The organism is Nocardioides sp. IC4_145 (genome assembly GCF_011250565.1).
In the GTDB taxonomy this organism is placed as follows: Bacteria; Actinomycetota; Actinomycetes; order Propionibacteriales; family Nocardioidaceae; genus Nocardioides.
In genome coordinates this window covers 1-17,563 of the sequence record NZ_JAANMS010000070.1, presented here as the reverse complement: position 1 = coordinate 17,563, position 17,563 = coordinate 1, and the positions used below count along the sequence as shown (strand labels likewise).

General features: G+C 74.3%; 13 protein-coding genes and 1 riboswitch. All 13 genes read left to right on the top strand.

Annotated elements, in window-relative coordinates; genetic code table 11:
* Window positions 1-43 precede the first annotated feature (43 nt).
* The gene (locus G6553_RS19995) at window positions 44-1,108 is read left to right on the top strand and encodes a glycosyltransferase family 2 protein (protein WP_347565826.1); all 1,065 of its coding nucleotides are present in this window, start codon (window positions 44-46) and stop codon (window positions 1,106-1,108) included.
* Complete coding sequence (locus G6553_RS22325) at window positions 1,105-3,300, top strand: glycosyltransferase family 2 protein (RefSeq protein WP_166196783.1); 2,196 nt, start codon at window positions 1,105-1,107, stop codon at window positions 3,298-3,300. Before G6553_RS19995 ends, G6553_RS22325 begins: the two co-directional genes overlap by 4 nt.
* Window positions 3,300-4,115, top strand: coding sequence for a polysaccharide deacetylase family protein (locus G6553_RS19985; protein WP_166196781.1), 816 nt, complete (start codon window positions 3,300-3,302; stop codon window positions 4,113-4,115). The genes G6553_RS22325 and G6553_RS19985 overlap by 1 nt, the downstream gene beginning before the upstream one ends.
* Window positions 4,112-5,185, top strand: coding sequence for a GNAT family N-acetyltransferase (locus G6553_RS22320; protein ID WP_166196779.1), 1,074 nt, complete (start codon window positions 4,112-4,114; stop codon window positions 5,183-5,185). Before G6553_RS19985 ends, G6553_RS22320 begins: the two co-directional genes overlap by 4 nt.
* A complete protein-coding gene (locus G6553_RS19975; RefSeq protein WP_166196778.1) occupies window positions 5,178-7,547 on the top strand; it encodes a phosphotransferase in 2,370 nt (789 codons plus the stop codon). The genes G6553_RS22320 and G6553_RS19975 overlap by 8 nt, the downstream gene beginning before the upstream one ends.
* Entirely contained in the window at window positions 7,544-9,337 is a 1,794-nt protein-coding gene (locus G6553_RS19970; protein ID WP_166196776.1) for a hypothetical protein, read from the top strand. Before G6553_RS19975 ends, G6553_RS19970 begins: the two co-directional genes overlap by 4 nt.
* Complete coding sequence (locus G6553_RS19965) at window positions 9,334-9,711, top strand: hypothetical protein (RefSeq protein WP_166196774.1); 378 nt, start codon at window positions 9,334-9,336, stop codon at window positions 9,709-9,711. Before G6553_RS19970 ends, G6553_RS19965 begins: the two co-directional genes overlap by 4 nt.
* Window positions 9,712-9,717: 6 nt before the next feature.
* A complete protein-coding gene (locus tag G6553_RS19960) occupies window positions 9,718-9,900 on the top strand; it encodes a hypothetical protein (RefSeq protein ID WP_166196772.1) in 183 nt (60 codons plus the stop codon).
* Between the two features lie 73 nt (window positions 9,901-9,973).
* Window positions 9,974-10,852, top strand: coding sequence for a glycoside hydrolase family 16 protein (locus G6553_RS21485; RefSeq protein WP_166196770.1), 879 nt, complete (start codon window positions 9,974-9,976; stop codon window positions 10,850-10,852).
* Window positions 10,853-10,930: 78 nt separating this feature from the next.
* A riboswitch (cobalamin riboswitch) is annotated at window positions 10,931-10,997 on the top strand.
* 59 nt (window positions 10,998-11,056) lie between these two features.
* Window positions 11,057-14,686, top strand: a complete 3,630-nt coding sequence (gene cobN / locus G6553_RS19950; RefSeq protein ID WP_166196768.1) for a cobaltochelatase subunit CobN — start codon at window positions 11,057-11,059, stop codon at window positions 14,684-14,686.
* The gene (cobF, locus tag G6553_RS19945; protein ID WP_347565825.1) at window positions 14,683-15,414 is read left to right on the top strand and encodes a precorrin-6A synthase (deacetylating); all 732 of its coding nucleotides are present in this window, start codon (window positions 14,683-14,685) and stop codon (window positions 15,412-15,414) included. Before cobN ends, cobF begins: the two co-directional genes overlap by 4 nt.
* Window positions 15,411-16,892, top strand: coding sequence for a cobyric acid synthase (locus tag G6553_RS19940; RefSeq protein ID WP_166196766.1), 1,482 nt, complete (start codon window positions 15,411-15,413; stop codon window positions 16,890-16,892). The genes cobF and G6553_RS19940 overlap by 4 nt, the downstream gene beginning before the upstream one ends.
* Window positions 16,889-17,563 (top strand): cobalt-precorrin-6A reductase (locus tag G6553_RS19935; protein WP_166196764.1); only part of this gene is annotated, 675 nt, incomplete at its 3' end. The genes G6553_RS19940 and G6553_RS19935, both read left to right, overlap by 4 nt.

The following is a 17,563-nucleotide window of genomic DNA, read 5'->3' as shown; positions in this document are numbered from 1 at the left end:
GTCAACACAACGGTCCGGGGGAGGCTCGGACCGTGTCAGGAGCATGGGGTGCGATGCGATGCAGCACGCGTGGGAGATCAGCAGCAACAGTCATGAGCCGGGACGTCACCCGGTCGAAGCGGACAGGGCCCACAGGAACCTGAGGTCTCCGCGCGTCAGCGTGGTGGTCCCCACCCTGAACGAGGCCGAGAACCTCCCGCTCGTGATGGCGAGACTGCCCGAGGGCTTGTTCGAGGTGGTCCTCGTCGACGGCGGCTCCACCGACGGCACCGTCGAGACGGCACGACGCCTGCGACCCGACGTACGGGTCGTCGTGCAGTCGGGCCGCGGGAAGGGCAACGCCCTGTACATCGGCCTGGTGGCGGCGCGGGGGGACATCTTGGTCACGCTCGACGCCGACGGGTCCGCCGATCCGGCCGAGATCCCCCGGTTCGTCTCGGCCCTGGTCGCCGGGGCCGACGTGGCCAAGGGCTCCCGGTTCGTCCAGGGCGGTGGCAGCGCGGACCTCACACGGACGCGTCGTCTGGGCAACCGGGCGCTGCGTAGCCTGGTCAACTGCGTCTACGGGACCTGCTACACCGACCTCTGCTACGGCTACAACGCGTTCTGGGCCGACTGCCTCCCCGCGCTCTGCACGCCACGTCCGATGTACGCCCCCGATCCGGCGGTCGAGTCACCCCTCGGCGAGGGGTTCGAGGTCGAGACGGTGCTCAACGTCCGCGCCGCGAAGGGAGCGTTGAAGGTCTGGGAGGTGCCCAGCTACGAGCTGCGCCGCATCCACGGCCAGAGCAACTTGAAGGCGCTGCGCGACGGAGTCCGGATCGTGCGGGCGATCTGGGGCGAGTGCCCTGCGGTCGCCACCCGCTACTCCGCCGAGGCAGCGGCGCCCCCTGGCTCGGTGGCCGGGATCCTGCCCAGCACGCTGCCGGCTCCGGACCGGCCCTCCGTCGTCGAGGTCGGGGACGTCCCCCGGCTGCCGGTGCCGGAAGCCGCACCCGACCTGCCGGACCTGCCGGACCTGCCCGGCGGGCCTCAGCAGGCCGTCCCCGGTGCTCCGCTCCCGGGCCACGGGAGCGCGAGCAACGGACGAGGACCCCACGTCCCGTGAGGACGCCAGTCCCCCCTGCTCGGCCGGCGGACTCGACCACGGTCGTCGTCTGCGCCTTCACCGAGCAGCGCTGGGCCGACCTGGCCGCCGCGGTCGACGCCCTGCAGGACCAGACCCGCCCCCCGGACCAGGTCGTCCTCGTCGTCGACCACGACGAAGCCCTGCTGAGCCGCGCCCGGCGTGCCTGGGAGCCGCAGGTCGAGGTCGTGGCCAACGAGCTCGACCCCGGGCTCTCGGGCGCCCGGAACACCGGGGTGGCCAGGTCCACCGGCGCGCTGGTCGCCTTCCTCGACGACGACGCCACGCCCCGACCGGACTGGTTGGAGCACCTGACCGCTCCGTTCGCGGACCCGGCGGTGGTGGCGGCCGGCGGTGCGGCCGTGCCGCGCTGGGAGACGGCACGGCCCCGGTGGTGGCCGGCGGAGTTCGACTGGGTGGTCGGGTGCAGCTACCGAGGGATGCCCGCGGCCGGCGGGGAGGTCCGCAACGTCCACGGGGCCGCCATGGCGTTCCGTGCCGACGTGCTGGCCGACGCCGGTCCGTTCTCCACCCGTGTCGGCCGCGTCGGCCGGTCCGCGGGCGGGTGCGAGGAGACCGAGCTGTGCATCCGGATCCGACAGCGTCGGCCGGGGGCGCGCATCGTCTTCGAGCCGCGCGCAGTCGTGGACCACCACGTCACGCGGGACCGCGAGCGGCTCAGGTACTTCGCGCGGCGCACCTTCGCCGAGGGCCGGTCCAAGGCGACCGTCGCCGGGCTCGTCGGCGCCGGCGACGCGCTGCGCACCGAGCGCTCCTACGTGACGCGGACGCTGCCCCGGAGCGTGGTCGCGAGCCTCGGGGACACGCTTCGGCGCCGCGACCCCTTCGGCGCGGCACGCGCGGGGGCGATGGCCCTCGGCCTGCTGCTCACCACGGCCGGATACGGCCTGGCGAGGACAGGCGGGCTGCTCGGCCGCGCACCAGCCGCGGTCCAGAGCGACTTCCTGCCTGTGCGGTTGCTCCAGCTCGAGCTCACCGACCCCTCCCCGCCGCCACCGGCACCGGGCTACCGCCGGGCGCGTGTCCTCGTGCGGCATGCCGGTCGACCGGTCGGGAGCGTGGACGTACCGCTCGAGGACGGCCGGATCGCATCCTCGGACCTCGCCGAGATCCGCACCGCGATGACGACGGCAACGGCGTCCCCGAAGACGTCTCGGGTTCCCGGTGGACCAGCCGGACCCCCGAGCAGGACCGGTCCCGCGGTCACCGTGGTCGTCGCGACCCGCGACCGCCCCCACGAGCTGCGGCGGTGCCTGCGGTCGGTGCTCGCGACGGAGCACCCGGGCCTGCGCGTCATCGTGGTGGACAACGCTCCCAGCACGGACGCGACCCGCGACCTGGTGCGTCGCGAGTTCCCCGCGGTGACCTACCTGCGGCTCGACGTGCCCGGCCTCGCCCGCGCGCACAACCACGCGCTCGACCACGTGGCCACCCCGGTCGTCGCCTTCACCGATGACGACGTCGTCGTGGACGCGGGCTGGGTACGTGCCCTGGCCGACCACTTCGCCGTCGAGGAGGTCGGTTGCGTGACCGGGCTGATTTGGCCGGCGGAGCTCCTGACGCCCGGCCAGGCGCTCATCGAGGCGCACGGCAGCTTCAGCAAGGGGTTCTCGACCCGCACCTTCGACCTCGACGACTCGCGACCCGACGACCCGTTGTTCCCGTACGCCGCGGGGGCCCTGGGCTCCGGCGCCAACATGGCCTTCCGGACCGACGTGCTGCGCAGGATCGGGGGGTTCGACCCGGCCCTCGGCGCCGGCACCCGGGGCCGGGGCGGGGACGACCTGGCGGCGTTCGTCGACGTCGTCAGGGCCGGCCACACCCTGGTGTACGAACCGTCGGCGATCGTGCACCACCACCACCGGCGGCGACCGAGCGACGCCCGGGCGCAGGCCCTCGGGTACGGCGTCGGGCTCGGCGCCTACCTCACGCGGACGGTGGTCAGAAGGCCGTCGCTCCTGCTCGTCTTCGCCCGCCTCGCTCCGCGTGCCGTGGCCCACCTCGTCGGCCTCTCGTCGCGCGCGACCCCGGGCCCCGGTGCGGGCAGCCCCTGGTCCCTGCTGCCGTGGCAGCTCCTCGGCATCGTGCGGGGGCCGTTCGCCTACGCACGCAGCGTCGGCGAGGCACGGCGGGTGACGGCGGGGACGGCGTGATGACCAGTGTCCCGGTGCTGATGTACCACAGCGTCTCGCGAGAGTCGTCCGCGCGCTTCCGCCCCTGGACGCTGCACCCCCGCCGGTTCGCCGAGCACATGGAGCACCTCGCCCGCCGGGGCTACCGGAGCCTCACGCTCGCGCAGCTGGCGGAGGGCTCGCGACCCGGGGGGCGGCCTCTGCCGGAGCGGCCGGTCGTCCTGACGTTCGACGACGGGTTCGCGGACTTCCACTCCACCGTCCTGCCGGTCCTGGAGGAGCACCGTCAGACGGCGACCCTGTACGTGCCGACGGCGTTCGTCGGCGGGACGGCTCGCTGGCTGGCACGCGAGCGCGAGCAGGGTCGGCCGATCCTGCACCCCGAGCAGCTGCACGACATCGCGCGTCGAGGGATCGAGGTCGGCGCGCACAGCCACACGCACCCCCGGCTCGACGAGCTCGGCACGTCGGAGTGCCGCGCGGAGGTGCACCGCAGCAAGGACCTGCTGGAGCAGGAGCTGCAGCGACCGGTCACGGCGTTCGCCTACCCGCACGGCTGCTACAGCGCGCGGGTGCGGGAGCAGGTGGTCGAGGCCGGATACACGTCCTCGATGGCGGTCCGGCACGCGTTGTCCTCCACCGAGGACGACGCGTTCACCCGGGCCCGGGTCATGGTGCTGGCCGGCACCACGGTCGACGAGCTCGACCGGCTGCTCAGGGGCGAGGGCATCCCCCACGCCCCGCACCGGCCGCGGCTGCGGACGGTCGCGTGGCGGGCGGCCCGGCGGACCCGTCGGGTCATCGTCACGGCACGGGCGGGACGAGGTGCGAGGTGACCAGCACCGGCGGGGCGAGCGCACGGACCGACGGCGACGGTCCGGTCGACCGCCGGACCTGGCACGAGCTGCTGGCGTCCGACCCCGACGCCCTGCCCACGCAGTCTCCCGCGTGGATCGAGGCCCTGTGCTCCACCGGCCGGTACGTCGACAACAGCAGGTGCTACGAGCTCGTCGACGGCCGCCGAGCGCTGCTCCCTCTCGTCCGCAGCGCCCGCCGGACCGGCCGCGCAGCCGCCTTCGACTCGATGCCGGCGAGCTGGGGCTTCGGCGGCCCGCTCGTCGACGGCGGCGTCACCGCCGACGCGATCACCGCCGTGGTCGACGACCTGGTGGCGCTGCCGTCCCTCCGGGTGCACCTGCGCCCCCACCCCCTGCACGCTGCCGAGTGGTCGATGGCCGTGGCCGGGCGACGGGGGGTCTCGACCAAGCCGTCGTGCGCGCACGTGCTCGACCTCGACGGTGGATTCGACCGCGTCTGGCGGGAACGGTTCCGGGCGGCGACCCGAAGCCAGGTCCGCAAGGCGGAGCGGTTGGGGGTCGAGGTCGAGACCGACACCACCGGACGTCTCGTCCCGGAGCTGCACCAGCTCCTCCGGCGGTCCGTCGACCGCTGGGCTGCGCGCCAGCACGAGCCCGCCCGGTTGGCGCAGGCCCGGCTGGCCCGGCGGGACCCGCCGGCCAAGCTGCAGGCGATCGCCGCGGCCATGGGCGCGTCCTGCCGGGTGTCCGTCGCCCGCCACGCAGGCCGACCGGTGGCTGCGATCCTGGTCCTGCAGGGTCGCAACGCCCACTACACGCGCGGGGCGATGGACGAGCGGCTCGCCGCGCAGACCCAGGCCAACCGCCTCTTGCACGCCCGCGCGATCCAGGCCGCCTGCGAGGCCGGGTGCCGCTGGTACCTCATGGGCGAGTCCGGCTCGTCGGCCGGTCTCCACCAGTTCAAGAGCCGGTTCGGAGCCGTGGCGCACCCCTACGAGGAGTACTACCTCGAGCGGCTGCCCCTCAGCCGCCTCGACCTGGCGGGACGCACCGCCGTGAAGCGGGCCCTGGGGGTTCGTGATGGCTGAGCGGCCGCTGCCGGGCGCCCCGATCGCGCCGCGGCGCACCGGCCGGCTCGCCGACCGCCTGGGCCACCCCTTGCTGCGCAACGGCTACGCACTGGTCCTCAACTCGGGGGCGAGCGCGGTGCTCGGGATGGCCTTCTGGGTGCTGGCCGCGCGACGTTTCCCGGTGGAGGAGGTGGGGATCGGCTCCGCCCTCGTGGCCGCCCTCGCCCTGCTGTCGACGCTCGCCCAGCTCGATCTCGCCAACGTCCTCGCGCGGTTCCTGCCCACCGCTGGGCGCCACAGCGACCGGATGATCCTGGCGTGCCTCCTGGCCGCCGCGGCCGCCGCCGCCGTGCTGGGCTCGCTCTTCGTCGCCGGCGCCCGGTGGTGGGCACCGTCGCTCCCCCTCGGGACCGGCGACCCGCGGCTCGACGCCTGGTTCGTCGTCGCGCTGGTGCTCTGGACCCTGTTCGTGCTCCAGGACGGCGCGCTGTCGGGACTGCGCCGGTCGGACTGGGTGCTGGTGAAGAACGCGGCGCTCGGGGCGCTCAGGCTGCTGGCCCTCCTGGTCCCGGCGGTCGCCGTCGCCTCCTCGGGGGTCTTCGTCGCGTGGACGGTCCCGGTGGTCGCGGTCCTGGTGGTGCTCGGCGTGCTGCTGGCCCGGCAGCTGGTTCCCCGCCACGTCGCGCGCACCGCCTCGGCGGCACAGCCCGCGACCGCGCGCCAGGTCGCCCGGTTCGCCTGCCTCGACTACGTCGTTGCACTCGTCAGCACCGGCGTGACCAGCGCCCTGCCCCTCCTCGTGCTGGAGGTCTCCGGTGCTGCGACCGCGGCGTACTTCACCCTCGCCTGGAGCATCTCCTACTCGCTCTACCTGGTCAGCCGGAGCATGGCCACGTCGCTGCTGGTCGAGGGGGCGGGCGACACCGCGCGGCTCGACGAGTACAGCTGGCGCGCGCTCGTGCACACGATCTCGATCCTGGCGCCGCTGGTCGCAGCGACGGTCCTGCTCGCGCCGCTGCTGATGCGCCTGTTCGGGGCCGAGTACGCCGACGGGGGGACCACCGTGCTGCGCCTGCTGGCGCTGTCGACCCTGCCGACGGCGGTCGTCGTGGTCTACACCGCGGTCGAGCGGGTCCGCCGGCGCATGCGTCGGCTGCTCCTCGTCACCGTGGCTGTGCACGCCACCGCGCTCGCGCTGATCTGGGTGCTGCTGCGCACCTCGGGGCTGGCCGGGCTCGGTCTCGCGTGGTTGGGCACCCAGTCGGTGGCGGCGGTCCTCCTGCTCGGCACCGTGCTGCGACCCGTGTGGCTGCCCCGGGTCGGTGGTCGGCCCGTGGCGCTCGCCGCCTGCGCAGCGAGCCGCGTCCGCGCCGCGCTCCACGGGCGGGGTCGGGACCGGCTCCTGCGAGGCGTTTACCCCGACCTCGCGGCCACCCTCAGCCTCGACCAGCGCTGGCAGGTACGCCGCGTGCTTCCCACCGTGGGCGACGTGGTGGTCGCCGAGGTGGGTGGGTCGACCGCGGAGGGGGTGCTCAAGCTCGCCCTCACCGCCCGCGGGTCCGAGGCGCTGACGAGCTCGCACCGGGCGGTGCGGTCCCTCGCGTCCGATCCGCGCCTGCCTGCCGGTTGGGCAGCGCTGCTGCCACGGACGCTGGCGACCGGGCGGGACGCCGCAGGCCGCGCGGCGGTGGTCGAGCGCTACGTCGACGGCCAGGACGGCAGGCTCGTCCTGGCCCACCCCGCAGGCCTGGCCGACCCCGTGGCGGTCGTGCTGGACCGGGTCGGCTCGCTGCACGAGCACACCGGGCGCGACACCGTCGTGGACGAGCACCTGCTGGCCACCTGGGTGGACGAGCCCGTCGCCACCCTCGAACGGTGGCTCGCCGACCCGGCCACGGCCGACGCGACCGGTGCGCTGCGGGAAGCGCTGCGCCGAGGGCTCGCGGGACGGGTGGTGACGCGGTGCTGGACCCATGGCGACCTCGCGCCCGGGAACGTGGTCCTGTCCGACGATGGCCGGCACGTCTCCGGCGTCATCGACTGGGAGCGGGCCCGCCCGGACGGGCTGGCCGAGGTCGACTCCACACACTTCCTCCTGACCGTCCGGATGCTCCGCGAGGACCGCGAGCTGGGCGACCTGGTCCGTGACCTGCTCGCGCGGCCCGGGTCCGGCGAGGACGCGCTCGGCGATCCGTCCCTGGTCCTGCTGGCCTGGCTGGACCACGTCGCTGGCATCGTCACCAAGACCGGGCACTACTCCCCCGGCGGCTGGTGGGCGGCCCGCAACGTCCGCCCGGTGCTGCACCAGGTGCGGAGCCAGGCGCAGAGCCACGCGGCGGCGCCGGAGCCTTCCCCCGTGACGGCCAGGACGGACGCGTGAACGCCGTCCTGGGGAGCGAGCTCGCGCCGCCACCGCTGCAGCAGGTCGGGCGCCTGCTCCGGACGCGCGAAGCGGGCTCGCTCGCCGAGCTCGGCGTCGTGGGCGTCCTGTGGGTCGTCGCCCTGCGGTCGGTCGACCCGAGCGCGATGACCGACCTGGGCCTCGTCTCGGTGCTGCCCTGGACGGCGGCGGTGGCGATGGCCCTGTTGCTGTTCAGCTTCGCGCGCGCCCTCGCCCGGCCCACGTCCCCCGGATGGTTGCTGACGGCGTACCCCCTGGCCCTGTCCACCCTCGCCTTCAGCACGCCGCTGCTGGCCTACGGCATGACGCCGCGCTACTCCTGGGCCTGGAAGCACGCGGGGATCGTCGACTACATCGACCGCACCGGCACGGTCGACCCGCACATCGGGGTGCTGCCGATCTACCACAGCTGGCCGGGCTTCTTCGCCGGCAACGCCATGCTCACCGACGTGGCCGGGCTGGAGAGCAGCCTCGACTACGCAGCCGCTGCCGAGCTGTTCCTCAACCTGCTCGCGCTCGGGGCGGTGCTCGCCGTCCTGGCCGCCTTGACCGAGGACCCCCGGACCCGGGCGGTCGGTGGCTGGTTGTTCGTCCTGGGCAACTGGGTGGGCCAGGGCTACTTCTCCCCGCAGGGGATCAACGTCGTCTGGTACCTGCTGGTGCTGGCCGTGCTGCTGCGCTGGTTCCCGGGCCGGTCCTCCCTGCGCGCGCCGCCACCGGCGACCCCGGCACGCAGGGTCGGCATGTGCGCGGTGGTCCTGCTGCTCCTCGTCTGCATCGCCAGCACCCACCAGCTGACACCGGTGATCACCGTGCTGATGCTGACCGCCCTGGTCGCCTCGCGGCAGACGAGCCTGCGGACCCTGCCCTGGTTCATGGCGGCCGTGCTGGCGGCATGGGTGCTGTACGTCGCTGAGCCGTACACCCGCACCGCCCTTGCCGAGGCCCTCGGCGAGGTGGGCGCCGTGACCACCAACCTCGACAGCACCTTGATCGGCTACGGGACCGCGAGCAGTGGACAGGTGGTGGTCTCGCTGGTGACGCGGGTGTTCACAGGCGTCCTGTGCGCGCTCGCCGCGTGCGGGTTCCTCGTCTCGTGGCGGTCCCGGCGCGCCCGGCCCGCGATCGTCCTGGCCGCGGTGCCCGCCCTCATCGTCGGGTTCAGCGCGTACGGCAACGAGGTGGTGTTCCGGGCGTACCTGTTCGCCCTGCCGGGGCTGGTCTACTTCGCCGCCCTCCTCCTCTGGCCGCCCGGGACCGCCGCCCGGCGGCACCGCGCGCTCGTGGTGGGCCTCACGTCGGTCTACCTGGTCCTGGGCTTCGGGGTCGCTCAGTTCGGCAACGACCGCCAGTACCACTTCACGCCCGAGGAGGTGGCTGCCGCTGAGTACGTCCACGACAACGCGCCCCCGGACACGCTGCTGGTCGAGGGCTCGCGCAACTACCCCTCCCAGTTCCGCGACTACGAGCGCTTCACCTACGTCCCGATCGCCCAGGAGGACCCCGAGGACATCCGACGGATCCTCGCGGACCCGGTGGGGGTGATGACCCGCTGGATGAGCGACACCGACGGCTACCGCGCCTCCTACCTGATCATCACCCGCTCCCAGGTCGCCGCCACGACGGCGCGGGGCGAGGTGCCGGGGAACGGGCTGCTGGCGATCGTGCAGGCCCTGAGGTCCTCGCCGCGCTTCCGGGTGGTCTTCGAGAACCGGGACGCCACCGTCTTCCAGCTCGCCGGCGCACCGGCCGGAGGTCCGGCCCCATGAGGCTCCTGGAGGACTCGGTGATGCTCCGGGCCTGGGTGACGACGCTCTCCGGCGTCGCCGCCGTCGCCGTCGCGCTCGGCGGGTTGGGCGCGCCGGTCCAGCCGGCGCTGGTCCTCTGGTTCGTGCTGGTCTGCCCGGGGTCGGCGGTCGTGGGCCTGCTGCGACCGCCCTCCCCGTTGTTCGCGGTGACCTTGTCGATCGCGATCAGCTGCGCCCTGGCGGTCGTCGTCGCCCAGGTCATGCTCCTCGCCGGTGTGTGGAGTCCGCTGGCGGGCCTCATCGGCTTGGCGGAGCTCACCGTCGTGGCCGCGGCGACGGAGGTGGCGGTCGAGCGCCGGGCCCGGCGCCGCGCCCTGGACGTCGGGCAGGGGTGAGCGCAGGTGAGTGCCGCTGTTCCGCTGCTGTGCCTCATCGCCCTCCTGGGCCTGCTCTCCATGCTGCAGGCGCACCACCCGGGCGAGACCAGGGACCAGGACCGGGTGCTGGCGGTGGTCGCGTCGGCGCAGGGACTCGTCGTGCTCGTGCTGGCCCTGAGCCAGGTCCTCAGCCTGGTCAGGCCGTGACGGCCAGGCGGTAACCTGGCGCGGCAAGGGGTGCACGAGGTCACCCCGGTTCCCGACCGACTGGGTTGAACCCGTGGCAGCACGCCCCCGCTCCCCTCTCCCGCTCCTGGTCCTCCTGGGCCTGAGCCTCCTCCTGGGGTCGCTCGCAGCCTCGTCGGACCGGAACACCTCCGGCGGATCCGCGAGGTCCGTCGTCGCGGCCGAGCCCCGCTCGTCGACCGTGCGGCCCGTCGGGGTGCCGGGCCGGTGGCGCCTCGTCTTCCGCGACGAGTTCCGCGGCACCCGCCTCGACCGCGACAAGTGGCGGCCGAACTGGCTGGCCGGGTCCGACCGCGAGGTCACCAAGCCGGTGAACAGCGCCGAGATCGCGGCGTACCACCCCCGGCAGGTCCGGGTGGCTCGGGGCAAGCTGCACCTGCGTGCCGTGAGACGCGACACCGTCGACAACCGAGGCAGGAAGTACCGCTACGCCTCGGGCCTGGTCCAGTCGTTCCACGACTACCAGTTCCGCTACGGCTACGCGGAGGCGCGGATCTTCCTGCGGGCCAACACCGACCCGTCGCTCGGAGACGTCGGGAGCTGTGGGCCGAACTGGCCGGCCTTCTGGCTGAACGGCAAGCAGCACCCCGAGGACGGGGAGATCGACATCATGGAGTGCCTCGGCGACTCGGTCGCCTGGCACTACCACTGGGCCGGCGGCAGCGCTGGCGGCTACCCGGACCGCTGGGACGGCAGGATGCCCGGCGGCGGGGGCTGGCACACCTTCGGAGCGGACTGGAGACCTGGCCGCGTGACGTTCTACTACGACGGTCGCAAGGTCGGCAGGCACAAGACCGGCGTCACGGGGTCCCGCCACTACATCATCCTGAACAACGGGCTCAGTCGTCCTGAACGCAGGCTGCCCGCAACGCTCAAGGTGGACTACGTGCGCGTGTGGAAGTCCAAGCCGTAGCCGGACCTGGTCCACAGCGGATGCCCCGCCGGGCGGGCCGCTGCGGGTCCCGTAGGCTCCGGCCACGCCCGCTGCGCAGGAACCCGGTGAGACTCCGGGGCGGTTCCGCCACTGTGACGCGACCTCCGGGTCGCCAGCCAGACACTCGTCGTGGGTCTGATCCGACCGTTCGACGGGGCGAGAACCCCGGAGGAGGACCCGGCCATGGCCGACCCTGCCCGCATCTGCCTGCTGTCCACGTCCGACACCGACCTGCTCTCGGCGCGGGCCTCGGGCGCCGGCTACACGCTGGCCAACCCCGCCCGGCCCGCGCACCAAGTCATGGCCGCGGCCCTCGAGGGTGCCGACCTCGTGGTCGCACGCATCCTCGGCGGCCCCCAGGACCTGTGCAGCGGGTTCCGCCGGATCCGCGAGACCGGTGTCCCGCTCGTGGTGCTGGGCGGCGAGCAGCAGCCGAACGCCGAGCTGATGGAGCTCTCGTCGGTGCCGATGGGGGTCGCGGCCGAGGCGCACCGCTACCTGGCCGAGGGCGGCCCGGAGAACCTCGCCCAGCTGCACGCGTTCCTCTCCGACACCGTGCTGCTCACCGGCGAGGGGTTCGAGCCGCCGCGGGCGATCCCTGCGTGGGGCGTCGCCGAGCGGCCCGCGCCGACCGGCGGCAGGGGCACCAGTGACGCGGACCTGCCGCGGGTGGGGATCCTCTACTACCGCGCCCACCACAGCAGCGGGAACACCGGCTTCGTCCACGCCTTGGCCGACGCCGTCGACGCGACCGGCACCGCCGTCGGCGTGCCGGTCTTCGCTGGCTCCCTGCGCAGCGCGCCCGACGAGCTGTTCACGACGCTGGCGACCTTCGACGCGTTGGTCGTCACCGTGCTGGCGGCCGGTGGCAGCGTGCCGGCGTCGGCGAGCGCGGGCGGCGACGACGAGGCATGGGACGTGGAGCGGATCGCGGCGCTGGACGTGCCCGTGCTGCAGGGGCTCTGCCTGACCAGCAGCCGCGCGGAGTGGGAGGCCAACGACGACGGCGTCACGCCGCTGGACTCGGCCAACCAGGTGGCCATCCCGGAGTTCGACGGTCGGATCATCACCGTGCCGTTCTCCTTCAAGGAGGTCGACCCCGACGGGCTCCCCCGCTACGTCGCCGACGAGGAGCGCTGCCGACGGGTCGCCGGCCTCGCGGTCAACCACGCCCGCCTCCGCCACGTGCCGAACGGCGAGAAGAAGGTGGCGCTGGTGCTGTCGGCGTACCCCACCAAGCACTCGCGGATCGGCAACGCCGTCGGGCTCGACACCCCCGTCTCCACGGTCCGCCTGCTGCGCCGGCTGCGCGATGCCGGCTACGACCTCGGCGGCCCCGGTGCCGTGCCCGGCCTCGACCTCGAGGACGACACCGAGGCCGGGGACGCGCTCATCCACGCCCTGATCGCCGCGGGCGGGCAGGACGAGGAGTGGCTCACCTCCGGCCAGCTGACCGACGCCCACGTGCGCGTGTCGCCCGAGCAGTACGCCGCGTGGACGGCGCACCTGCCGGCTGCGCTGCGCGAGGAGATCGCCGCCGCGTGGGGCGAGGCGCCGGGCAGCCTCTTCGTCAACGACGCCGGCGAGCTCGTGCTGGCCACGCTGGTGGCGGGCAACGTCGTGCTGATGATCCAGCCGCCGCGCGGCTTCGGGGAGAACCCGGTCGCGATCTACCACGACCCCGACCTCGCCCCCACGCACCACTACCTCGCGGCGTACCGCTGGCTGGAAGCGCCCGAGGCCGAGGGCGGCTTCGGCGCCCACGCGGTGGTCCACGTCGGCAAGCACGGGTCGCTCGAGTGGCTGCCGGGCAAGAACGCCGCGCTGTCGGCGGCGTGTGGCACGGACGCGGTGCTGGGCGACCTGCCGCTGTTCTACCCGTTCCTGGTCAACGACCCCGGCGAGGGCGCGCAGGCCAAGCGGCGCGCGCACGCGACGATCGTCGACCACCTGGTCCCGCCGATGGCGCGGGCGGAGTCCTACGGCGACATCGCCCGGCTCGAGCAGCTGCTCGACGAGCACGGCAACATCGCCGCGATGGACCCGGCCAAGCTGCCGGCGATCCGGGGCGAGATCTGGCAGCTGATGAAGGCCGCCGAGCTCCACCGCGACCTCGGTCTCGAGGAGCGGCCCGAGGACGACGACTTCGACGACTTCCTGCTGCACGTCGACGGCTGGCTGTGCGAGATCAAGGACGTCCAGATCCGCGACGGCCTGCACGTGCTGGGCCAGCCACCGACCGGCGAGGCGCTGGTCAACCTGGTCCTCGCGATCCTGCGGGCCTCCCAGGTGTGGGGCGGCGTCGGCCACGCCGTGCCCGGCCTGCGCACCGCCCTCGGGTTGGCCGAGGGCGCAAGCACGGCCGAGGTCGACGCCGTCGAGGAGCAGGCCCGCGGGCTGGTGACGGCGTTGGCCGACGCCGGGTGGGACCCGGACGCGGTCGACGCGCTGCACGGGGACGCGGGCGTCCGCGCCGCGCTGCGCTTCGCCGTCACCGAGGTGGTCCCCCGGCTGGCGGCCACGACCGACGAGATGGACGCGCTGCTGCACGCGCTCGACGGTGGGTACGTCGCCGCCGGCCCGTCGGGGTCACCGCTGCGGGGCCTGGTCAACGTGCTGCCGACCGGCCGCAACTTCTACACCGTGGACCCGCGCGCCGTCCCGTCGCGGCTGGCCTGGGAGACCGGGCAGGCGATGGCCGAGTCGCTGGTGCAGCGCTACCTCGAGGAGACCGGCGAGCACCCCACCTCGGTGGGCCTGTCGGTGTGGGGCACCAGTGCGATGCGCACCTCCGGCGACGACGTGGCCGAGGTGCTCGCACTGCTCGGCGTGCGACCGGTCTGGGACGAGATGTCGCGTCGCGTCAGCGAGCTCGCCGTGATCGACCTCGTGGAGCTCGGCCGGCCCCGGATCGACGTGACCGTGCGGATCTCGGGGTTCTTCCGCGACGCGTTCCCGCACGTGGTGGCGATGCTCGACGACGCGGTGCGCCTGGTCGCGGGGCTCGACGAGCCCGATGGGCTCAACTACGTCCGTGCCCACGCCCGCGCCGACCTCGCCGAGCACGGCGACGAGCGACGCGCCACCACGCGCATCTTCGGCTCCAAGCCGGGCTCCTACGGCGCCGGCATCCTGCAGGTCGTCGAGTCGGGCAGCTGGCGCGACGACGCCGACCTGGCCGAGGTGTACACCGCGTGGGGCGGCTTCGCCTACGGCCGCGGCCTCGACGGTGCGCCGGCCGCCGACGACATGCGCACGGCGTACCGCCGGATCAAGGTGGCGGCCAAGAACGTCGACTCCGCCGAGCACGACATCGCCGACTCCGACGACTACTTCCAGTACCACGGCGGCATGGTCGCCACGGTCCGCGCGCTGACCGGCACGGACCCGAAGGCGTACGTCGGCGACTCGACCACCCCCGACGCGGTGCGGACGCGCTCGCTGCAGGAGGAGACCAACCGCGTCTTCCGGGCGCGGGTGGTCAACCCGCGCTGGATCGCGGCGATGCAGCGGCACGGCTACAAGGGCGCCTTCGAGCTGGCCGCGACGGTGGACTACCTCTTCGGCTTCGACGCGACCGCGGGCGTGGTGCACGACTGGATGTACGAGTCGTTGGCCGCCTCCTACGTGCTCGACGAGACCAACCAGGAGTTCCTGCGCCGCTCGAACCCGTGGGCGCTGCGGGGCATCGTCGAGCGGCTGCACGAGGCCGCCGACCGCGGGCTGTGGGCCGAGCCGGACGCCGAGACGCTCGCGTCCATGCAGAAGGTGTACCTCGAGGTCGAGGGCGACCTCGAGGACGGTGACCGGTGACGCACGTCCACGTCGTCGGCCTGGGCATGGGACCCCAGCACCTCACCGCCGAGGGAGCAGCCGCGCTGGCGGGCTCCGACTACGTCGTCGCGGTCCGCAAGGACGAGCACGACGAGCTGCTGGAGGTACGCCGGCGGGTGGCGACCGACCACGGGCTCGACCTCGTCGAGGTGGTCGACGCGGAGCGCGACCGCGCCGACCCGGGCGACTACCCCGGCGCGGTGGCAGCCTGGCACGCGGCCCGGGCGGACGCGTGGGCCCGGGTGCTCGGCGCGCGGGGTGGCACGGCGACGTACCTGGTCTGGGGCGACCCCTCGCTCTACGACTCCACGCTGAGGGTGCTCGACCGGGCAGCCGAGCGGACGCCGCTCACCTGGGACGTGGTGCCTGGCATCAGCGCGCCCCAGGTGCTCGCCGCGCGGCACCGGGTCGTGCTGCACGAGGTCGGGCAGCCCGTGCACCTCACGACCGCGCGACGGCTCGCCAAGGACGTCGCCGCCGGCCAGCGGAACCTCGTCGTCATGCTCGGGTCCGGGGCGAGCCTCGAGAGGCTCGCCGCGCTCCCCGACTGGTCGATCTGGTGGGGCGCCAACCTCGGTGCGCTCGGCGAGCGGCTGGTCGCCGGCCGGGTCGGCGACGTGCTCGGCTCGGTCCACGCCGCCCGTGAGGCCGCCCGCGCGGAGGCCGGCTGGGTGATGGACTGCTTCCTGCTTCGAGCACCGGCATGAGCGGCCTGCTCGTCGCCGGCACCACCTCCGACGCGGGCAAGTCTGTGGTGACGACCGGACTGTGCCGCGCGTTCGCCCGCCGCGGGGTGTCGGTCGCGCCCTACAAGGCCCAGAACATGTCGAACAACTCGATGGTCTGCCACGACCGCGACGGCACCCCGGCCGAGATCGGCCGGGCGCAGTGGGTGCAGGCCCTGGCCGCCCGTGCCGCTCCCGAGCCGGCGATGAACCCGGTGCTCCTCAAGCCCGGCTCGGACCGTCGCAGCCACGTCGTGCTCAGGGGGCGGCCGGCCGGCGAGGTGTCCGCGACCGACTTCGCGACCGGTCGACGGCACCTCGCGGCGGCCGCGCACGCGGCGTACGACGAGCTGGTCTCGCGGTACGACGTCGTGGTCGCGGAGGGCGCCGGCAGCCCGGCCGAGGTGAACCTCCGCGCGAGCGACTACGTCAACATGGGCCTGGCCCGCCACGCCGGCCTGCCGGTGGTGGTCGTCGGCGACATCGACCGCGGCGGCCTGTTCGCCGCGATGCTCGGGACGCTGGCGGTGCTGGAGCCGGCCGACCAGGCCCTGGTGGCGGGCTTCGTGGTCAACAAGTTCCGCGGCGACCTCGGGCTGCTGCGCCCGGGGCTGGAGCGGCTGCAGGAGCTCACCGGGCGCCCCGTGCACGGCGTGCTGCCGTGGCACCCCGACGTCTGGCTGGACTCCGAGGACGCCCTCGACCTCGGGGGCCGGCGCGCCCGGGCCGACGACCGGGTCCGCGTCGCGGTCGTCCGGCTGCCGCGGATCAGCAACTTCACCGACGTCGACGCGCTCGGCCTCGAACCGGACCTCGACGTCGTCTTCGCCTCGCACCCGCGCGACCTGGCCGACGCCCACCTCGTCGTCCTGCCCGGGACGCGCGCCACCCTGGCCGACCTCGCGTGGCTGCGCGCCCGCGGCCTCGACCTCGCGATCGAGCGGCACGCCCGCGCCGGCCGGCCCGTGCTGGGCATCTGCGGCGGCTTCCAGATGCTCGGCACCGCGGTCCACGACCCCGAGGGCGTCGAGGGCCCGCCCGGATCGCGCGTCGCCGGGCTCGGCCTGTTGCCGGTGACCACGACGTTCGGTCGCGAGAAGGTGCTGCGGCTGCCGTCGGGCGAGGCGCTCGGCGCGCGCACGAGCGGCTACGAGATCCACCATGGCCGGGTCACCCGGTCCGCGGGCGTCGAGGACCTCCTCGGCGGGGCCCGCGTCGGGCCGGTCGTCGGGACGATGTGGCACGGCAGCCTCGAGGGCGACGAGTTCCGGACGGCGTACCTCGCGGACGCGGTGGGCCTGCCGCCGTCCGGCGTCTCGTTCCCCGCGGCCCGCGAGCGGCGGCTCGAGCTGCTGGCCGACCTCGTCGAGGAGCACCTCGACGTCGACGCGCTGTTCGCGCTGGCCCGCGGCGGCGCGCCCGCCGGCCTGCCCATGCTCGAGCTGGGGCTCGTCCGATGAGGGTCCTGCTGCTCGGCGGTACGGCCGAGGCCCGCGAGCTCGCGCGGCTCCTCGTCGACGCCGGGGTCGACGTCACCTCCTCCCTGGCCGGTCGGGTGGCGCGGCCGCGGCTGCCCGTCGGGCCGGTCCGCGTCGGAGGGTTCGGCGGAGTGTCCGGCCTGCGCGCCGTCCTGGCGGCGTACGACGTGGTGGTCGACGCGACGCACCCCTTCGCACGCGGGATCAGCGCGAACGCCGTCGCGGCATGCACCGCCGAGGACGTCCCGCTGCTGCGGCTGGAGCGACCCGGGTGGGAGCCCGACCCCGCCTGGCGGTACGTCGCCACGCACGCCGAGGCCGCGGCGCTCACCGCGACCCTGGGCGGGCGGCCGTTCCTGACCGTCGGGCGGCAGGAGCTGGCCTCGTTCGTGCCCGACCTGGGCGGGCTGGCGGTGCTGGCTCGCGTGGTCGACCCGCCCGACCTCGACCTGCCGCCGGCATGGGAGCTGCTCGCCAGCCGCGGGCCGTACACGTTGGAGGGCGAGCTGTCCGTGCTACGCCGCCACCGCGCCGACGTGCTGGTCACCAAGGACTCCGGCGGCACCCACACCTGGCCGAAGCTGCAGGCGGCCGCCGGCCTCGGCCTGCCCGTGGTGGTCGTCGCGCGGCCCGCCCCCGACCCGCGGACTCCG